This window comes from Pantoea sp. E956-1 (assembly GCF_982223955.1).
Genome location: NZ_CEUYZP010000001.1, coordinates 1301917 through 1319878, shown reverse-complemented (window position 1 = coordinate 1319878; position 17962 = coordinate 1301917). Strand labels below are relative to the sequence as shown.

The window sequence follows — 17962 nt, the reverse complement described above, 5'->3', positions numbered from 1 at the left end:
CTGAGAGTTCACTTATCAGGAGGAAATATGAAAGACCGGACATATGAATCCAACACCAGTGAGGATGAAGTTTGCTGCATCATCGGTCAGGCCGTGATTGAACTCAGTACAGAACAACAGCCTGTGACCAAATCGACGCTGGCATTAAAACTGCTGTCGATGGCCGATCGTGATAGTGACGATGAGCGTGTTCTGCTTTACTGGATTGCGCGTAAAGCGATCAATAAACCACAGAAACTGCTTCAGCAGCAGTGGGCTTAACGCCCATCCGGACGCGGGCCTCAGCCCGCCTCCGCGTCAGATGATTATCCGGCGACGAGTTGCCGGCCAACGGGCAAACATCACGATATTGCCAAATAAAATCATGACAAGGCCAGGGATGGCGCTGGCATGCCACTCATCTCCTTCGTAACGGGCAGAGAGTGCCAGCGACACCAGCGGAAACAGTACTGTAGTATAGGCAGCCCGACGGGCTCCGATACGTCCCACCAGTGTAAACAGGCCCCAAATCCGATCACCGATCCCACGATAGCAGATAGATTAATGCCCCAAACCACTGTGTATTCCATGTCGGCGGCAGCGAAACACCCTGCAGCAGCGAGACCAGTTCATGATGCACCGTCGTATGGATCGTGCAGGGATGTTGCTTGAGCAGCCCGAACTGACGCTGACCGATATTGCCCTTCAGTGTGGTTACCACTCTTCAGTCCACTTCAGCCATCGTTTCCGTCAGGTCTATGGCATGACGCCCTCAGCATGTCGTCGGGAAAATCGCTGAACTTCTTAACGGTAACAGGCACATTAGCAGTGATAAAAATCATTAACATAACTTATCATGAAAACCAACCTGTTTAGGTTGGTTCTCGTTTTCATTTTCTGACGCTAACCTGTAAAAAAAACCACTAACCGCACTTTTTAGCATTGGGTGATTTTTCTGCTCAATCCTGCAATGAACAAATCACTGAAACATTTGATAGTCCCAGTCATCATGCGCCTCACAGCAGGAAGCTTAAGAAAAGTCTTATGTATCAGATCAGTATCTGATTATGGCTGGTGATCTCGCTATGCTACATTTAGTTACATATTATCATTTCCTTTAGCTGACCCACCATTTCTAAACTCTCGCCATGGGTGTTTATCTGAAAAATGAATTTTGATTTACACTCTTTCATCGCGTCATATCGCCAGTAAATGGAATGTACTCGCTTCTGACCGCAGGTTCTGCTTTTCACGGAATGTTTAATAGCAGGAATGTTTATGGCAGGGTAAGCCGTTCTTAATATTTGACACTGGCTGTGGCGGTTTCTATCACTCCATAGAACAGGGACAGCCATGTCTAACTCTTCCTTTCAGTCCGAAATACCCAAGGCACGTATCAATTTAAAACTTGATTTGCATACGGGTGGGGCGAGCAAGAAAACCGAACTCCCCCTGAAATTACTGGTGGCGGGCGATTTCAGTAATGGTCAGGAGTCTGCTCCACTCTCTGAACGCAAAAAAGTTAATCTGAACAAAAATAACTTTGACTCAGTGCTTTCCGAATATTCCCCAAAAGTAAATCTGACCGTTAAAAACACGCTTGCCGGTGACGGTAGCGAAGACAATATCAATCTGACATTCCAGAGTATCAAGGATTTCACCCCTGAGCAGGTTTCCCGGCAGATCCCTCAGCTGAAGGCGATGCTTTCCATGCGCAATCTGCTTCGCGATTTAAAAGCTAACCTGCTGGACAATCAGGCTTTCCGGAAAGAGCTTGAAAAAATTCTGCTCGACCCGGCATTAAGCGCAGAACTCAGATCTGAGTTGTCTGCTCTGGCCCCTAAACAGCCATAACAATCAGGATGTTTTAACGGATTAATAAGGAAGATGGTGATGTCTGTAAAAAATGAGAATGCCGCGGTTGACGAGAGTGTGGTGCTGGAACGTCCGGCGGCGGGTGGGGTTTATGCGTCTCTGTTTAAAAAAATCAATCTGAACCCGGTCTCCGAACTCAGTGCACTGGACATCTGGCAGGATGCGCAGGCGATGTCGGATGCGACTGCGGATGAGCGTTTAACGGCCGGGATGCAGGTGTTTCTGGAATGCCTGACAAAAGCGGGCTCAAAAGTTGAAAAACTCGACAAAAACCTGATTGACCATCATATCGCTGAGCTGGACTACCAGATTAGTCGTCAGCTTGATGCTGTCATGCACCATGAGGACTTCCAGGCGGTAGAAAGTCTGTGGCGTGGGGTGAAATCACTTGTCGACAAAACAGATTTCCGCCAGAACGTGAAAGTTGAGCTGCTGGATATGTCCAAAGATGACCTGCGTCAGGACTTCGAAGACTGCCCGGAAATCATCCAGAGCGGACTGTATAAACATACCTATATTGATGAGTATGACACCCCTGGCGGTGAGCCGATTGCCGCGCTGATTTCTGCCTATGAATTTGATGCGTCTGCGCAGGATGTTGCTCTGCTGCGGAACATCTCTAAAGTGTCTGCCGCAGCACATATGCCGTTTATCGGCTCCGCCAGCCCGAAATTTTTCCTCAAGGATTCGATGGAAGACGTGGCGGCTATAAAAGATATCGGTAACTACTTTGACCGCGCTGAATACATCAAGTGGAAATCGTTCCGCGAGACAGATGATTCCCGTTATATCGGTCTGGTGATGCCGCGTGTCCTGGGCCGCCTGCCGTATGGTCCGGATACCGTGCCCGTGCGCAGCTTCAACTATGTTGAAGAAGTGAAAGGCCCGGATCACGACAAATACCTCTGGGCCAACGCATCCTTCGCCTTTGCATCCAACATGGTGCGCAGCTTTGTCAATAACGGCTGGTGTGTGCAAATCCGTGGCCCGCAGGCCGGTGGTGCCGTTCAGGACCTGCCTATCCACCTGTATGACCTCGGCACCGGCAACCAGGTGAAAATTCCGAGTGAGGTAATGATTCCGGAAACCCGCGAATTTGAATTCGCCAACCTCGGCTTCATCCCACTGTCGTACTACAAAAACCGCGACTACGCCTGCTTCTTCTCTGCGAACTCCACGCAGAAACCAGCGCTGTACGACACCGCGGATGCCACGGCCAACAGCCGTATCAACGCGCGTCTGCCGTACATCTTCCTGCTGTCGCGTATCGCCCACTACCTGAAGCTTATACAGCGGGAAAATATCGGGACCACCAAAGACCGTCGTCTGCTGGAGCTTGAGCTCAATACCTGGGTACGCAGTCTGGTCACCGAAATGACCGATCCGGGCGACGAGTTGCAGGCTTCTCACCCGCTGCGCGACGCGAAAGTGACGGTGGAGGATATTGAGGACAACCCGGGTTTCTTCCGCGTCCGACTGTTCGCTATTCCGCACTTCCAGGTGGAAGGGATGGACGTCAATCTGTCGCTGGTTTCCCAAATGCCGAAAGCCAAATCGTAAGGCGAGGGGAAATCAGGGATGAAAATTTACCGCCCGTTATGGAATGAAGGGGCGCTTCTGGCCCCTCAACAGTTTCAGCAGCAGTCTGAATGGGATGCATTTTCCCGGGCCGGTATTGCGGCCCGCGGAAATACCTTTCCCTGGGGCGTTGGTCGGGTTGAGCTGGATGACGCGATGCTGGCCTCCGGCCGAGTCCAGGCGCAGTTACTTCGTCTCTGGCTTCCGGATGACACGCTGGTTGATACCCGGTTCAGCGACCTGCCACCGGAGCCGCGTGAAATTGTGGCACCGGATTCTGCCAGCAATGCTCCAGTGACGGTGTATGTGGCGTTACCGGTGATGCAAGCCGGGATCGTGAATGTGCAGGCGGACGCGGTCCCGGCTGAGCGCCCGCTGCGTTATCGGGAAGCCTGGGAGACGATTGCCGATTGTTTCGGTCAGGAAGAAGAGTCGATGGCGGTGGCCCGCTTTAATCTGGCATTCCGTTTCGGACATGAAGACAACGCCGCCTGGGATACCTGCGCCATTGCCCGTCTGTTGCAGGACGGTCAGGGGGGCTGGCGTCAGGATCCTGACTTTATCTCGCCGATGGCGCTGTTCTCGGCAAGCCGTAATCTGTGTGAGCGCCTGGCACTGCTCAATCGTCAGCTGCGTTCCCGCCGCCAGCGTCTGATGTCCATGCGTCGTGAGAGCAACGACAGGATGGCTGATTTTGCGGTCGCTGATGTCTCGCTTTTCTGGCTGCTGAATGCCCTTAACTCGCATGCCCGGGTTCTCTCTGAGTATGAGCATTTACCTGACAGGCATCCTGAGCAGGTCTGGGTCGAGCTGGCACGTCTTGCCGGCAGTATGCTGACTTTCTCGCTTGAGCACGATCTGGATGCCATTCCGGGTTATGACCATCGCGCGCCGGAGAATACTTTCCCGCCACTCTTCGACCTTATCAGCGAACTGCTGGAAACCAGCCTGCCATCACGCGTGGTGGCCGTTCGTATGGAACGAATGGATCCGGAAACCTGGAAAGCGGTGCTGCACGATATTCGTCTGCGCGATGAAGCCGATTTCTATCTCTCCGTTCGGGCAAATCAGCCAGCCTGGCAGATTGCTGAACGCTTCGCCGAAGTCTGTATTGCTGGTGCCCCGGCAAGTGTCGGCGAAGTGTCCGGTCTGGCCGTCAAAGGTATTGGCCTCATTGCACTGAGTCGCGTGCCTGCTGCGCTGCCGGTGCGTCTGGAAAACCAGTACTTTGTGCTGGATATGGAATGTGATGCTGCTCGTGAAATGCTGGATCAGGGTGTCTGCGTCTTCTATGTCCCGTCCGTGCTCGGCGAACTTGAACTGGAACTGTTTGCGGTGCTGCGCTCATGATAAAGGACTTCGACATTGATGCCCTGTTGGCAGAAACCTGGCTCACCGTAGCGCAACTGCGTCACGGCGGGCAGGTAACGGACGGCCCGGCACTGTATGCCGCATGTAAAGCGCAGGTGGAGAGTGCGCGCGAGACGCTGGACAGGGCCGGGTTTGATGCAGAAAGTATCGATCACATTACCTACGCCCAGTGTGCCCTGCTGGATGAAAGCGTTCTGAACCGCAGGCCGGCGCTGAAAACCGCGGTAGCGGAGGCCAGTGGAACAAACGCCAGAGAAAGTCTTTCCACTGAAGAAACGTCCCGTGACGCGCTGAACATGACCACGCTGGACGCGGGGCAAAAAGCCTGGCGTTCAGCCCCGTTACAGGCGGTGTACTTTGGCTCACTGCGTGCTGGTGAGGCGCTGTATGACCGCATCGCGGAGATATTGCGACACCCCGCACCTGAGCCTGCCGTGCTGACCTGTTACCAGCGGGTGCTGGCACTCGGTTTCCAGGGGCAGTACCGGTTGTCCGGCGTGGGGCAGTCCCGTCGTGATGAGGTTATCGCAGCACTGAATGCGCGCGTGCCGCCGCTTGAAACCGGCACCTCCCTGGTGGTGAAGAAGACCGGACGACGTCGTTACAACCTGCTGCGTTCCGTCTGGTTCTGGATTGTACTGGCGGCGATCCTGACCGGTGCTGTGTGGCTGGGTGGTCATCTGTGGCTGCAGGACCTGTTGCACCAGCAACTACCGGAGCAGCCCTGATGCGTGGACAAACACTTGCCCAGGCTGCCCTGCCGGTATTGCTATGCCTTATCGCCGTGTTGTGGCTGGCCTGGGGATATGCCGCATGGACGGTCGCAGGTAAATCGGTCCTGGCGCTGTCCGTTCTGCTGGTTGCCGCTGTCCTTATCCATCGGCGTTACCGTCAACAATGTCCTGCACAGCAGGTCGATGAAGCCGGCCACTTTCCGCCGGAAAGCCATACCGGACCGGTGGTGCTGGTTTGTGGGGATGTGGATGATGCCATGTTTGCGGCAGGCCCGAGCCGGGGCACGGCACAGGGCTGGTATCTCCGGATAACGGAACTGACCGGACTTACGTCCTTTGCAGAGCATTTGGTGGCCCGCACCCCAACGATGGCAGGCCAGCTCGCCGTGATGTATCGCTGCTTGCCGGACCGGCATGAGGATGAGGCGTTGTTACGCGCCTCTCTGAAAGCGCTGCGCCTGCAGATGAAAAAGTTGCGGGAACTGACCGGCTATAGCGTGCCGATGATCCTGAATACCGAATTCAGCGGTCCGGAAACGCCCTGGATAGTGGTGCGGGACAATACGGCCCTTGTGTGTCCGGAAGATGAGCCTGCCATCATTCTTAGCGAATGGCAGCAGTCCTCGCAGACGGCTTTTATTCAGCCGTACCTGACTCAGGCAACATCGCTGATTCACTCCATGATGCTGGATCAACTGAGCAAAGCGGACAGGCTGTGTCCGGCGGTACGACCGTTTGCTGTCACCCTGCGTCTCGGGTCGGTATCCACCTCGACAGCCGCGCTGTGGCCACAATTATTGTTCCGTCAGACCCACATTGCACCTGCTGGTCGTGTCACGGCGTATGAGACGCGCTGGCATTTTGCCGATTCGGTACTCCCTCTGCTGGCCCCTTATACCACCCCGTTGCAGGGTGGAAAAACCGTGCGTCGGGTGGTGATGGTTCTGCTGTTATGTGCCCTGGGTGCCATTGCCCTGTCCGTGCGACACAACCAGTCGCTTATCCGTAAGGTCAGCGCCGACCTTCAGCGCTGGCAGGCCATCCCGATGAACCACTATGCCTCGAAAGCGCAGGCTCTGCTTACCCTGCAGCAGGATGCGTTGTTGCTGGAGCGCTGGCAGCGTCAGGGAGAACCCCATCGCTACGGACTCGGGCTGTATCCGGGCAACCGCCTGTGGCTGGCGGTGCAGCAGGCCATTGATACCTGGGTACCTCCACCGCCGCCACCAAAACCGAGGCCAAAGCCGGTCCCGAAAATTGTCCGTCTCGACAGTATGTCGCTGTTCGATTCCGGCAAATCCGTGCTGAAAACCGGCTCCACCAAAATGCTGGTTAATTCTCTGGTTGGCATTAAGGCCAGACCGGGCTGGCTGATTGTGGTCGCGGGTCACACGGATAACACCGGTAATGCACAACTGAACCAGACGCTGTCGCTCGAGCGAGCTGCAGCGGTACGCGACTGGATGCGTGACACCGGTGACGTGCCGGAAAGTTGTTTTGCGGTGCAGGGCTATGGCGAAAGCCGTCCGATCGCAACCAATGACACCCCGGAGGGCCGTGCGCTCAACCGCCGTGTCGAAATCAGTCTGGTACCGCAGGCGAACGCCTGTCAGATACCGGGCCACACCCAGGCGTCATCGCAGGATGATGACGTTTCTCAACATTAATGGAGTAAATCCGATGGCAATTCCTGTTTATCTCTGGCTGAAAGACGACGGCGGCGCGGACATCAAAGGGTCTGTGGACGTTCAGGATCGTGACGGCAGCATCGAAGTAGTGGCTCAGGAACATAACCTGTATATCCCGACCGACAACAACACCGGCAAGCTGACCGGTACTCGTATCCACACCCCATTCCTGTTCACCAAGGAAATCGACTCGTCCAGCCCGTACCTGTACAAGGCGGTGACCACCGGTCAGACCCTCAAGTCTGCGGAATTCAGGTGGTACAAAATCAACGATGCGGGCCAGGAAGTGGAGTACTTCAACACCAAACTTGAGAACGTGAAAGTGGTGAAAGTGAATCCTGAAATGTATGACATCAAGGACTCTTCCAAAGAGAAGCACAACCACCTTGAGCGCATTGAACTGCGTTACGAAAAAATCACCTGGACCTACAAAGACGGCAACATCATCCATTCCGATAGCTGGAACGAACGCGCCACCGCGTAAGTCACAAGCGGACAGTCCCCTCTGTCCGCTTTTTCATTTTTGCTGAGCGTCTGCCTGTGCGGGCGTTGAGCAAAAAACATCACATCCCGGAAACAGACCTTATGGGCCTCGGTAACGGCCAGGGGCGGTAGCGTGCCTGAACGGTCCTCAACAGTGAGCAAGCAAACATGGAAAACCCGGCAATCCTTCTTCGACGTCTGAACCCTTACTGCGCCCGCGCGATGGAAGGCGCAGCCTCGTTGTGTCAGACCCGCGCCCATGCAGAAATCCTGCCAGAGCACTGGCTGCTTAAACTGCTGGAGCAGGGCGAGGGAGACCTGACTGTACTGGCCCGTCGTTACGAGTGGGATATGGATATGCTTTGGCAGGATATGCTGAGCTGGCTGGATAATCTCCCTCGCTCTGTTCGCGCTCGACCGCAACTGTCAGACAGTATTCAGATCCTGATGCAGGAAGCCTGGCTGATTGCCTCCCTTAACAGCGAAGAGCAGATTCGCAGTGTGCATCTGCTGATGGCGCTGGTCGATAAGTCTAAACTGGTGCGATGCGATGGTCTTTGGCCGCTGCTGACGCTCGGGATGAGTCAGCTTTCCCGGCTGCGTCCGCTGCTTGATGCCCAGTCGGACGAACGCGCGGAACTGCAGCAGGAAGCGGAACTTGCGCAGAATCACGGTGGTGAGATGGAGTTTGTTGGCCGCCCGGTTGGTGCAGAGCTGAAAGAGGGTGAACTGAACCCGGCGCTACAGAACGCGCTGGATAAATTCACCCTTGATGTCACCGCCAAAGCCAAAGAGGGCAGGATTGACCCGGTGTTCGGCCGTGACACCGAAATCCGCCAGATGGTGGATATCCTCTCGCGCCGTCGTAAGAACAACCCGATTTTGGTCGGTGAACCGGGCGTCGGTAAAACGGCTCTGGTCGAAGGTCTGGCGCTGCGTATTGCCGAGGGCAACGTACCTGAATCCCTCAAACCGGTCATCCTGCGCACCCTTGACCTCGGTTTGTTGCAGGCGGGCGCAGGCGTGAAAGGAGAATTTGAACAGCGCCTGAAAAACGTCATCGATGCGGTTCAGCAGTCGCCGGTGCCGGTTCTGTTGTTTATCGATGAAGCGCATACCATTATCGGTGCCGGTAACCAGGCGGGTGGGTCAGATGCGGCCAACCTGCTAAAACCAGCGCTGGCTCGCGGCGAACTGCGCACCATTGCTGCGACAACCTGGTCCGAATACAAGCAGTACTTCGAGCGCGATGCCGCACTGGAGCGTCGATTCCAGCGAGTGTTGGTGGACGAGCCGGACGATGAGACGGCGTGTCTGATGCTGCGTGGTCTGAAATCCCGCTATGCCGAACACCATAACGTACACATCACCGATGATGCGGTGCGTGCTGCGGTCACGCTATCCCGTCGTTACCTGACAGGCCGCCAGCTGCCGGACAAGGCCGTTGACCTGCTGGATACCGCCGCTGCGCGCGTGCGCATGAGCCTCGACACCGTGCCGGAACAGCTGACCCGCATTCGCTCGCAGATTACCTCTCTTGAAATGGAGAAGCAGGCGCTGCTGGAAGACATCGCCGTCGGCAATCAGAGTCATGGTGAACGCCTGACCGCCATTGAGCAGGAAGAGAACGATCTCATCGTTGCACTTGATGAGCTTCAAACCCAGTACGGTCAGGAACTGAAACTCACCGGACAACTGCTGGAAAGCCGGCAGGACATCTCCCGTCGGAGCGAGACCCACAGGCTGCAACAGGAGCTGAAGGGCATGCAGCACAGCAACCCGTTGCTTTCCATTGATGTGGACGTGCGCACCGTTGCCACCGTGATTGCCGACTGGACCGGCGTGCCGCTGTCTTCCCTGATGAAGGACGAACAGACCGAGCTGCTGACCCTGGAAAATGAAATTGGCCAGCGAGTAGTAGGCCAGAATGTTCCTCTGACCGCCATCGCTCAGCGCCTGCGTGCGGCGAAGACGGGGCTGACGTCAGAGAACGGCCCACAGGGCGTGTTCCTGCTGGTAGGTCCGAGCGGCGTCGGTAAAACGGAAACCGCGCTGGCGCTGGCGGATGTGCTGTACGGCGGTGAAAAATCGCTGATTACCCTCAACCTGTCGGAGTACCAGGAGCCGCATACCGTTTCTCAGCTGAAAGGTTCACCGCCGGGTTATGTCGGCTACGGTCAGGGCGGGATACTCACCGAAGCGGTGCGCAAGCGCCCGTACAGCGTGGTGCTGCTGGATGAAGTGGAAAAGGCGCACCGTGACGTGATGAACCTGTTCTATCAGGTGTTTGACCGTGGCTTTATGCGCGACGGTGAAGGGCGTGAAATCGATTTCCGCAACACCGTCATCCTGATGACCTCCAACCTCGGCAGCGACCACATTATGCAGCTGCTGGATGAAAAGCCCGATGCCACCGAAGGCGACCTGCACGAACTGCTGCGCCCGATCCTGCGCGACCACTTCCAGCCCGCACTGCTGGCCCGTTTCCAGACCGTGATTTACCGTCCGCTGACAGAACCTGCCATGCGCACCATAGTGGAAATGAAGCTCGCACAGGTCAGTAAGCGCCTGAACCGTCACTACGGCCTGACCACGCAGATTGATGAGAGCCTGTATGACGCACTGACCGTCGCCTGTCTGCTGCCGGACACCGGCGCGCGTAATGTCGACAGTCTGCTCAATCAACAAATTCTGCTGGTGCTGAGTCAGCAGCTGTTGACCCATATGGCCGCGAAGCAAAAGCCACACAGCCTGACGCTCAACTGGGATGAAGAAGAAGGCATCGTGCTGGAGTTTGATGCCGTGCAGAAAACACAGCCGGAGGTGAACGATGAATGAAAGCTTAAGCAGCCTGGAACAAAAGGCGATGGATGAGGCCCTGGGCCTGTCACGCTACCGGATGGATGTCCATGACTGTTCACACTTTCTGGACGTGCTGCGCTTTAGCGCCAGTGAAACGCTGAGCCAGCCGTGGCACTACGATGTCACCTTCACCTGTGCGGCGAGCATTGCCAGCAATGACGTGATGCTGAAACCGGCTTCCTTTACCTTCCAGACTCCATTGTTTGATGACACACCCGCTGTGCCGGTGCGCACGATCTACGGCGTGGTGGATACGTTCCGTCGGATCTCCGTGTCAGGAGATGAAATCACCTACGCCCTGCGCATCGTACCGCGTATTGCCCTGATGCAGCATACCGAGCGCTGTGCGGTATATCTGAACCAGTCGGTGCTGGAAGTGGTGGAGCAAATTCTGCGTTCCCATGGGCTGGAAGGGGCGGATTTTGAATTCCGCCTGTCGCAGGCGTATCCGGTTCACGAGCTGATTACCCAGTGGCGTGAAACGGATCTAGCCTTTGTTCAGCGCCTGCTGGCAGAGGTGGGTATCTTCTGGCGTTTTGAAATGGATAGTCGCATTGAACAGGATGTGGTGATTTTCCAGGACAGCCAGATGCAGTATCAGTTTGGCGTGAAGATGCCCATTATTCCGCCATCACGCACCAGCGATAACGGTCAGGAAAGCGTCTGGGATATTCGGCCGACAGACCGCGTGGTCACCGGTGGTATGGTCACCCGCGATTATAACTACCGCGACGCGCTGACCCCACAGGACAGCTCCGTAAGCGTCCGCCAGGAAGGCGGGGCGACCACCGGTGAGGTGTATCACTACGCTGAGCCGTTCCTGAGTCAGGGGGATGCGGAAATTCCGGAGAGCGGTGCCTGGTATGCCCGCCTGCGTCATGAGCGCTACCTCAATGCTCAGCAGACAGTAATAGGGCGTGCCAGCAGCCCTGTTCTGGCCCCCGGCGAAGTGCTGGAGCCACAGGGCAGTATTCCAGAGTCGCTGAAAGACGGCATTGTGATCACTGGTGTTCAGACTTCGGGCGCGCGTGATAAAGGTTTTCAGTTGCACTTCACGGGGATCCCTTACAGTGAAAACGTCTGCTATCGTCCGGCACTGCGGAAACGCCCGGTCATCGCCGGTACATTACCGGCCCGGGTGGAAAGCGATGAGAAGCATGACACCTATGCCTATCTCGATAATCAGGGGCGGTATCGCGTTCGGCTCGATTTTGACCGCAACAGCACCGAACAGGGCTATGCCTATCTCTGGCTGCGCATGGCGAAACCTTATGCCGGGGATACCTATGGCTTCCACTCCCCGCTGCTCGACGGCACCGAAGTCTCGGTGATGTTCGACGGTGGTGACCCTGACCGCCCGTACATCGCCCATGCGCAGCACGATTCCGAACACCCTGACCACGTGACCCGTGATAACCACACCCGCAACATCTGGCGCACGGCCGGGGGTAACAAATTCCGCCTGGAAGACAAACGTCAGGAAGAGCATTTCAAGCTCGCGACGCCGTTTGGCAAGACGCAACTCAACGGCGGTCATGTTGTAGACAGTGAGCGTGAGCCCCGTGGTACCGGATTTGAACTGCGTACCGATGAATACGGGTCGCTGCGTGCCGGGCGGGGAATGTTCCTTACCGCGGATGCGCAGGCAAAAGGCGAGGGGGCCATGCTTGAAATGGCACCGGCGGTGAACCGGATCAAACAGGCTAACCGCGAGATGCAGGCACTGAACAATGCGGCCGAAGCAGCGAAAGCTCTGGTCAGTGATATTCAGGCACAAAGCAACCTGGTGACACAGTGCATTGCTGACTTACAGGCCGCAGTCCTGCTGGCGTCAGCTCCGCAGGGAATCGCCTTTACCTCAGGTGAGCACCTGCAGCTCACAAGTACGGAAAATACGATGCTGACGGCCGGTAAGAACATCGACATGGGGGCGACGAAAAACATCTCCATGAGTGCTGAGAATGAACTGGGGCTGTTCGCACACAAAGCGGGCGCGCAGATGATCGCCAACCTTGGTGATGTGGAAATGCATTCCCGTCACAACACACTGGACATGAGCGCGCAAAAAGCGCTGACCATCACCAGTACTGACGATGAAATCGTTATAAGCACACCAAAAACGCTGACCGTGAATGGTGGCGGCTCATACCTTAAGCTCAGCGACAGCGGTATCGAGCATGGCTCGAAAGGCGACCTGACCATGAAGGTGGGGGAATACCTGGTGCCTGGAAGTGGTGGTGATCTGCCTGTCTCTGCCCCGGATTTTGATAGCACCGAGATAGCCGAGATTAAACGCGTCATCAGCAAACCACTGAGCAACTGAGGGAACAGACATGCCGGTATTACCAAAATTCAGCTGGCCTGTGCCATCCAACAATCGCGGCAGCGACTTTGCCAGTCAGGATGATGTGATGTCACACCTGGAGGGTGAAGCGACCGGCTGGTTCATGCTGGGAAGTAACGGCATGTGGCACGGGGGAATTCACATAACGAGTACCACTACGCCATGGTGCGCGCTGAGCAGTAAGGCAGCTTCCGAACTGCTGGATTTTCCTGGTCCTTACAAAGGTGAGCAGAGCGTTCGCTGTATGGCGGACGGGGAAGTGGTGGCGTACCGGATTTGCCGTGATTACCTGACAGTGCCGTGGGAAACGGGCCCGCTGAATTTCTCCGGCTCCTTTGTTCTGGTACGGCACTACCTTCAGCCGGGAGTAAAGAAAGAAAGCGGCCTGCATTTTTATACGCTGTACATGCACCTGGCGCCTTACACAGCCTACGCGTCTAGTGAACACGAAACGCAGTGGATTGTGAATGATAAGCTGCCGGTCTTTCGCCGCGAGTGGGTTCCTGATGCCAACTCCGGGAACAGAAACACATATCGTATAACCACAATCCCGAAAGGTTCACAGATTGAATGGGATGCTTCAGATTCAGGCTGTAGCGCTACGGGGCCCAGGGCGCGCCGCTATGGCCTGGTCACGTTCAGAGGACTGTCCGACGAAGCGAAATTCAAAGGTACGAAAACCCGTCTGGAGGAAGGACAACAGTACTGGATCCTGACGGACAGAGATAATCTTGTCCCGTCATCAGGTGCGGCTGCGCGTCCGTCGTGGTGGGCGTGTCTGCTGCCGCCTTATGCGGAGCCGATGCAGTTTGATAAGGTCGTTTGCCCCACACCGTACCCGATAAGTGCCGGTGACAGCGTCGGGCACCTGGGATATTTTCAGGTACCCAAAGATGGCGGATATGATGTCCGCTATCAGGTACACATCGAATGCCTGAGTGCAGATGACAGTTTGCCGACTTTCCTGACGAATCCGGAGAAAGTCGGGATGAGTACGCCGCTGTACCTGAAGTGCCCGTCCGGCCTGCCGTTGTTCTCGAAAGATCTGAAGACAAAAGCCATGGTCAGCAACGGGAGAGTTTCGCAGGGCGAGGCGATCCTTAAGCTGGGTCAGGTGAAAACAGAAAAAGATGCACAGGAGCAGGACTACTGGTTTTTGCCCTATGCGAACGGCTACGTGCCAAAAAGTAACGCCTCAGTGGAAACGCTGTCGCAATACGATCTCGACAAGCTGGGGTTCACCACCACAGTGGACGAGGCGCCGGGCTTTGATCATCTTGATGGCACAACGCCACCTGCAGGCCTGGTTCGCACGCTTTATGATCGTCTCTTAAAGGCCTCCAGCAATGATACGCGCGTGAGTCACCGAGCTGTTCCCCATAACTATCAGCGGTTGTTAAACCGAATCGACAGTCGTGTCAGCCCATATTCATCCCAGGAGTATCTGAGCGCTATCCACAATCCGTCTTATCGTGATGTTAAGAATAAGATGATCGTGAAACACCCCAGCGAGTGGTATCACAAAAAGGATACGTCTATCTGGCAGTCGTTTTTGAACAAACTGACGAGTGATGCGCCAGAGTGGCGAGAATACTGTGAAGACTATCTTGATAAGATGGTGTGGATGCAGGATGCCAGTAAATTAAAACTGGATTCATCTTTTTGGCATATGCATCCGGTGGTTTTTCTTGGTGCTCTATTATCCAAAAACGAGATTATTACACTTGAAATGCTCTTAGCAAGTAACTTAGGTCAAAACAAAATCCAATGTGAGACAGTTCTACCTTACATAAATAAATATGCTAAGGCGTATGGTATGAGCGACTGCAAAGAAATAGCTCACTTCCTTTCACAAATAGGACACGAGAGTGGTTTTTCAATTACAGAGGAAAATTTGAATTACAGTGCCAAAGGAATGCGGAGAATATTTGGGTGCATTAAAGGCCCTTCGCAATATAATAACTCTACTGATGATTGTAATCTGGGTAGACTTAGAACTAAATTATGGTCAAACGAGTCAACGTATGCACACAATCCCGAAAATCTTGCCAACTACGTATATGCAAGTCGTATGGGCAACGATAATGAATTTTCTGGAGATGGGTACAAATATCGCGGTCGTGGTATGATTCAACTAACAGGGAAAGAAGGTTATAAGTATTTTACAACAAAACACAATGAAATGAGCCCAGACGATTCGAAGGATTTTGTATCCTCTCCAGGTTTAGTGATCTCGGAAATTGAGTACGGTGTAGAATCTGCCTTTTCATTTTGGCTAAGTAAAAAGCTTAATGTCAAAGCAAAAAACTCAACAGTATATGAAGTTACAGGTATAGTTAACGGTGGCCAGAATGGCTATGATGATCGGCTAGCGAGATTTAATGCAGTCGCACCATTGCTAGGGGTTAATAAGGAGTGAGCTGAATGAAAGTATTATCAGTATTTTTTTGTTTTTTGTTTTTTAGTGCTATTTCTATAGCTCAAGTAAATAACATGGTACAAGGACCATTTAAAGTAGATGAAGGGAAAAATATCTATTTTAAAAAAGAAAGCAATGAAGATTACCCTTTAGGTTTATATTTTGATGTGAATGGTCAATCTTTTAAGGTTGATACTTATGAAACAGATGGTTCTTCACCTAATATTGATTCTGTATTTCTTTATAAAATAAAGAGCGACGAAAATGTGATTGTTTTGGTGTCATGGCGTCAACAGCATTTAGCAGAGGGAATTAACGGTTACTTATATCAAGTTTTTGGCTATAAATATAATGGTTCACAGTTAATAGTTAATGAAGAAATTACAAAAGACTCAGAGTTGAATGGTCTTGATGGAGAGTTTAATGGGGAGGATAAGTCATTCAAATTTAAGAGTGCTGCATCTATAAAAAAATATTTAAAAGAAAAATATGGGAAGTAAAAGAATAGGTGTGATCCCAATAATTATCAGCGGTTGTTAAATCGGATCGACAGTCGTGTCAGCCCATATTCATCCCAGGAATATCTGAGCGCTATCCACAATCCGTCTTATCGCAATGTTAAGAATAAGATGGTAGTGAAGCACCCCAGTGAGTGGTATCACAAAAAAGAATCGTCTATCTGGCAGTCTTTTTTGAACAAACTGACGAGTGATGCGCCAGAGTGGCGAGAATACTGTGAAGACTATCTTGATAAGATGGTGTGGATGCAGGATGCCAGTAAATTAAAACTGGATTCATCTTTGTGGCATATGCATCCGGTGATGTTTTTGGGGGCATTTAACCGTGAGTCAAAAATTACAAAAGAGATGCTACGAAAAATCTGGACTGATTCTGCTAGAGTTCCTGATGTATTACTAAGTGCTGTAGCAGAAGAACTCAGTTCCAGTTTTGAACGATGCAGAATTAATACTAGCAATAGATTAAATCATTTTATGGCTCAAGTACTTCAAGAGGTTGGTCCTGGATTTAACCTTAACGAGAATTTTAACTATAGACCCAACGTACTTGTCGCAAAATTTGCATATTATGCTAATCATGTTGCTGAAGCAGAGGGCGATGGATATATTCCCGGGCGTCAGGCAGCAAACGCTGAAAACATCGCCAATAAAGCTTATGCCAAAAGGGTTAATAATGGTGACTATGCAAGTGGGGATGGTTGGAGATATCGTGGCCGTGGAATGAAACAATTGACGTTTAGAGGAAACTATAGATCGTTCACAAGATATCATGAGAGCAAATGGGGGCAAAGAGTTGATTTCGAAGCTGATCCTGATTTGTTGCTCAAAACTGTTTATGCCGTTCGATCCGCACTTTATTTTTGGGATTTTAATAATCTACCGACTCGAGCTGACCAGGGGGTTACGAAAGATGTATCTTATTCAATAACTAGGGTAGTTAATCAGTATGATGATCACTACGATGATCGGTTTGAAAATTTAAATAGATTATTATGTGACGGAGTCTTTAATGAAGTGTTTTAGCTCATTAATTTTTATTTTTATCTCTATGAATGTTTGTGCTGCGGACTTTTATTTAAAACCAGGTGCGGAAAATCTTGATGGTACTAAATATTACACACTGACGGCAAAAAACTCACATGAACAAAAAAATATTGATATTGCTTTGGAGGGAAATGCAAATATGGCAGCTATCAGAGACCGTTTGACATTTTCTTGTGAGTGGGGAACGGCTGAGGGTGTAAGTGTTGGAATGTCGTCACAAACAGGTGATGGTGTAATGACTATTTATTCTTATTATTTTTTTGATGAGAAATTATCTAATATTTTCGCCAAATCATATGCAGTAATGAATGCAAAAACACCTTACATGCCACTTTCACTTAATCACTCGGTTTGTGGGCATGAGGGGGAAGGTGTAAGAAAAGATAACCGTACGGGTAAAGATTATGTAGAGAATTATGAAGTTATTGCTGATGGTCCATTTGCTTTGAAAGATGTTCCGAATGTACATATAAAATACGTTACAGATAAGGGGCTAAACCTTGTTAAAGAAAGCGAGTTGGGTGATGCTATTGTTGATACTTATAAAAATAAAGGCAATCTTTCCCCTGTGAATTTATCTGTTTTTTTCATAGATCTTTCTTCTGAAATGAATATTGTAAACTTGATATCATGGGGCGGAGCTGATGCTCGTGATATGGTTTGCTATAAAGTCTATGCTTATACTTATGATAATAAAGGAAATGCATCGAAAAATATAGCTATAAATGATGATGTGAATTTATCCGGGTGTGAAGGGAAAGGGACTAAGTTCAACTACAAAAATGCTGCTTTGATTAAACAATATTTAAATAAAAAATTTAAAGAGTGAAGCTTTGAGGTAGTCATAATCCGTATTGATGAGATATTAAAAGCAGGGGGGCGGGGCTTAAAATGATGGCACTAAATAAAATGAGTTTGATAGCCTTGCTGAGTCTTTCAACTTTCAGTTTTTGCTAAATCAGCAGGAAGAGTGCCTACAACATACGATGCACTGACATTGCCTGAAGCTGCGAGGGATTTTTTATCTAAAGGTTACTCGAATGTTTCCATGAACCTTTTTGAATAAT

Annotated in this window: 14 protein-coding genes and 1 pseudogene; 14 read left to right on the top strand and 1 reads right to left on the bottom strand. The window is 52.1% G+C overall.

The features are described from left to right. Positions 1–27 precede the first annotated feature (27 nt). Positions 28–261 carry a hypothetical protein gene (locus tag AC0T7J_RS06290; RefSeq protein WP_473792895.1) on the top strand — a complete coding sequence of 78 codons (234 nt, stop codon included), beginning with the start codon at positions 28–30 and terminating at the stop codon, positions 259–261. Between the two features lie 36 nt (positions 262–297). On the opposite strand, the pseudogene AC0T7J_RS06285 reads toward AC0T7J_RS06290, so the two are convergent. After that, positions 298–607 (bottom strand): annotated as a pseudogene (locus tag AC0T7J_RS06285) (EamA family transporter); the annotation flags it as partial. Positions 608–610: 3 nt separating this feature from the next. On the opposite strand from AC0T7J_RS06285, the gene AC0T7J_RS06280 reads away from it, so the two are divergent. The 13 genes from AC0T7J_RS06280 (at position 611) to AC0T7J_RS06220 (ending at position 17724) form a co-directional block, all read left to right on the top strand. Next, positions 611–778 (top strand): helix-turn-helix domain-containing protein, encoded by a 168-nt coding sequence (locus AC0T7J_RS06280; RefSeq protein WP_473792893.1) that lies wholly within the window; start codon positions 611–613, stop codon positions 776–778. 554 nt (positions 779–1332) lie between these two features. Beyond that, the gene (gene tssB / locus AC0T7J_RS06275) at positions 1333–1833 is read left to right on the top strand and encodes a type VI secretion system contractile sheath small subunit (protein WP_115387295.1); all 501 of its coding nucleotides are present in this window, start codon (positions 1333–1335) and stop codon (positions 1831–1833) included. Positions 1834–1866: 33 nt separating this feature from the next. Beyond that, entirely contained in the window at positions 1867–3414 is a 1548-nt protein-coding gene (tssC, locus tag AC0T7J_RS06270) for a type VI secretion system contractile sheath large subunit (protein WP_473792891.1), read from the top strand. A gap of 18 nt (positions 3415–3432) precedes the next feature. Beyond that, positions 3433–4782: a type VI secretion system baseplate subunit TssK gene (tssK, locus tag AC0T7J_RS06265; protein ID WP_473792889.1), complete on the top strand. Its 1350-nt coding sequence runs from the start codon at positions 3433–3435 to the stop codon at positions 4780–4782. Beyond that, the gene (gene tssL, locus AC0T7J_RS06260) at positions 4779–5531 is read left to right on the top strand and encodes a type VI secretion system protein TssL, short form (protein WP_473792887.1); all 753 of its coding nucleotides are present in this window, start codon (positions 4779–4781) and stop codon (positions 5529–5531) included. The genes tssK and tssL overlap by 4 nt, the downstream gene beginning before the upstream one ends. After that, positions 5531–7204 (top strand): OmpA family protein, encoded by a 1674-nt coding sequence (locus tag AC0T7J_RS06255; RefSeq protein ID WP_473792885.1) that lies wholly within the window; start codon positions 5531–5533, stop codon positions 7202–7204. The genes tssL and AC0T7J_RS06255 overlap by 1 nt, the downstream gene beginning before the upstream one ends. A gap of 13 nt (positions 7205–7217) precedes the next feature. After that, a complete protein-coding gene (locus tag AC0T7J_RS06250; protein WP_473792883.1) occupies positions 7218–7709 on the top strand; it encodes an Hcp family type VI secretion system effector in 492 nt (163 codons plus the stop codon). A gap of 167 nt (positions 7710–7876) precedes the next feature. Further along, positions 7877–10546 (top strand): type VI secretion system ATPase TssH, encoded by a 2670-nt coding sequence (gene tssH / locus AC0T7J_RS06245; RefSeq protein ID WP_473792881.1) that lies wholly within the window; start codon positions 7877–7879, stop codon positions 10544–10546. Then, positions 10539–12893 carry a type VI secretion system Vgr family protein gene (locus tag AC0T7J_RS06240; protein ID WP_473792879.1) on the top strand — a complete coding sequence of 785 codons (2355 nt, stop codon included), beginning with the start codon at positions 10539–10541 and terminating at the stop codon, positions 12891–12893. The genes tssH and AC0T7J_RS06240 overlap by 8 nt, the downstream gene beginning before the upstream one ends. A gap of 10 nt (positions 12894–12903) precedes the next feature. Then, a complete protein-coding gene (locus AC0T7J_RS06235; protein ID WP_473792878.1) occupies positions 12904–15333 on the top strand; it encodes a glycoside hydrolase family 19 protein in 2430 nt (809 codons plus the stop codon). Positions 15334–15338: 5 nt separating this feature from the next. Next, positions 15339–15833: a hypothetical protein gene (locus AC0T7J_RS06230; protein WP_473792876.1), complete on the top strand. Its 495-nt coding sequence runs from the start codon at positions 15339–15341 to the stop codon at positions 15831–15833. 192 nt (positions 15834–16025) lie between these two features. Continuing rightward, positions 16026–16874 (top strand): glycoside hydrolase family 19 protein, encoded by an 849-nt coding sequence (locus AC0T7J_RS06225; RefSeq protein WP_473792874.1) that lies wholly within the window; start codon positions 16026–16028, stop codon positions 16872–16874. Beyond that, on the top strand, positions 16861–17724 hold the full coding sequence (locus tag AC0T7J_RS06220) for a hypothetical protein (protein ID WP_473792872.1): 864 nt from the start codon (positions 16861–16863) through the stop codon (positions 17722–17724). Before AC0T7J_RS06225 ends, AC0T7J_RS06220 begins: the two co-directional genes overlap by 14 nt. Positions 17725–17962: the final 238 nt, after the last annotated feature.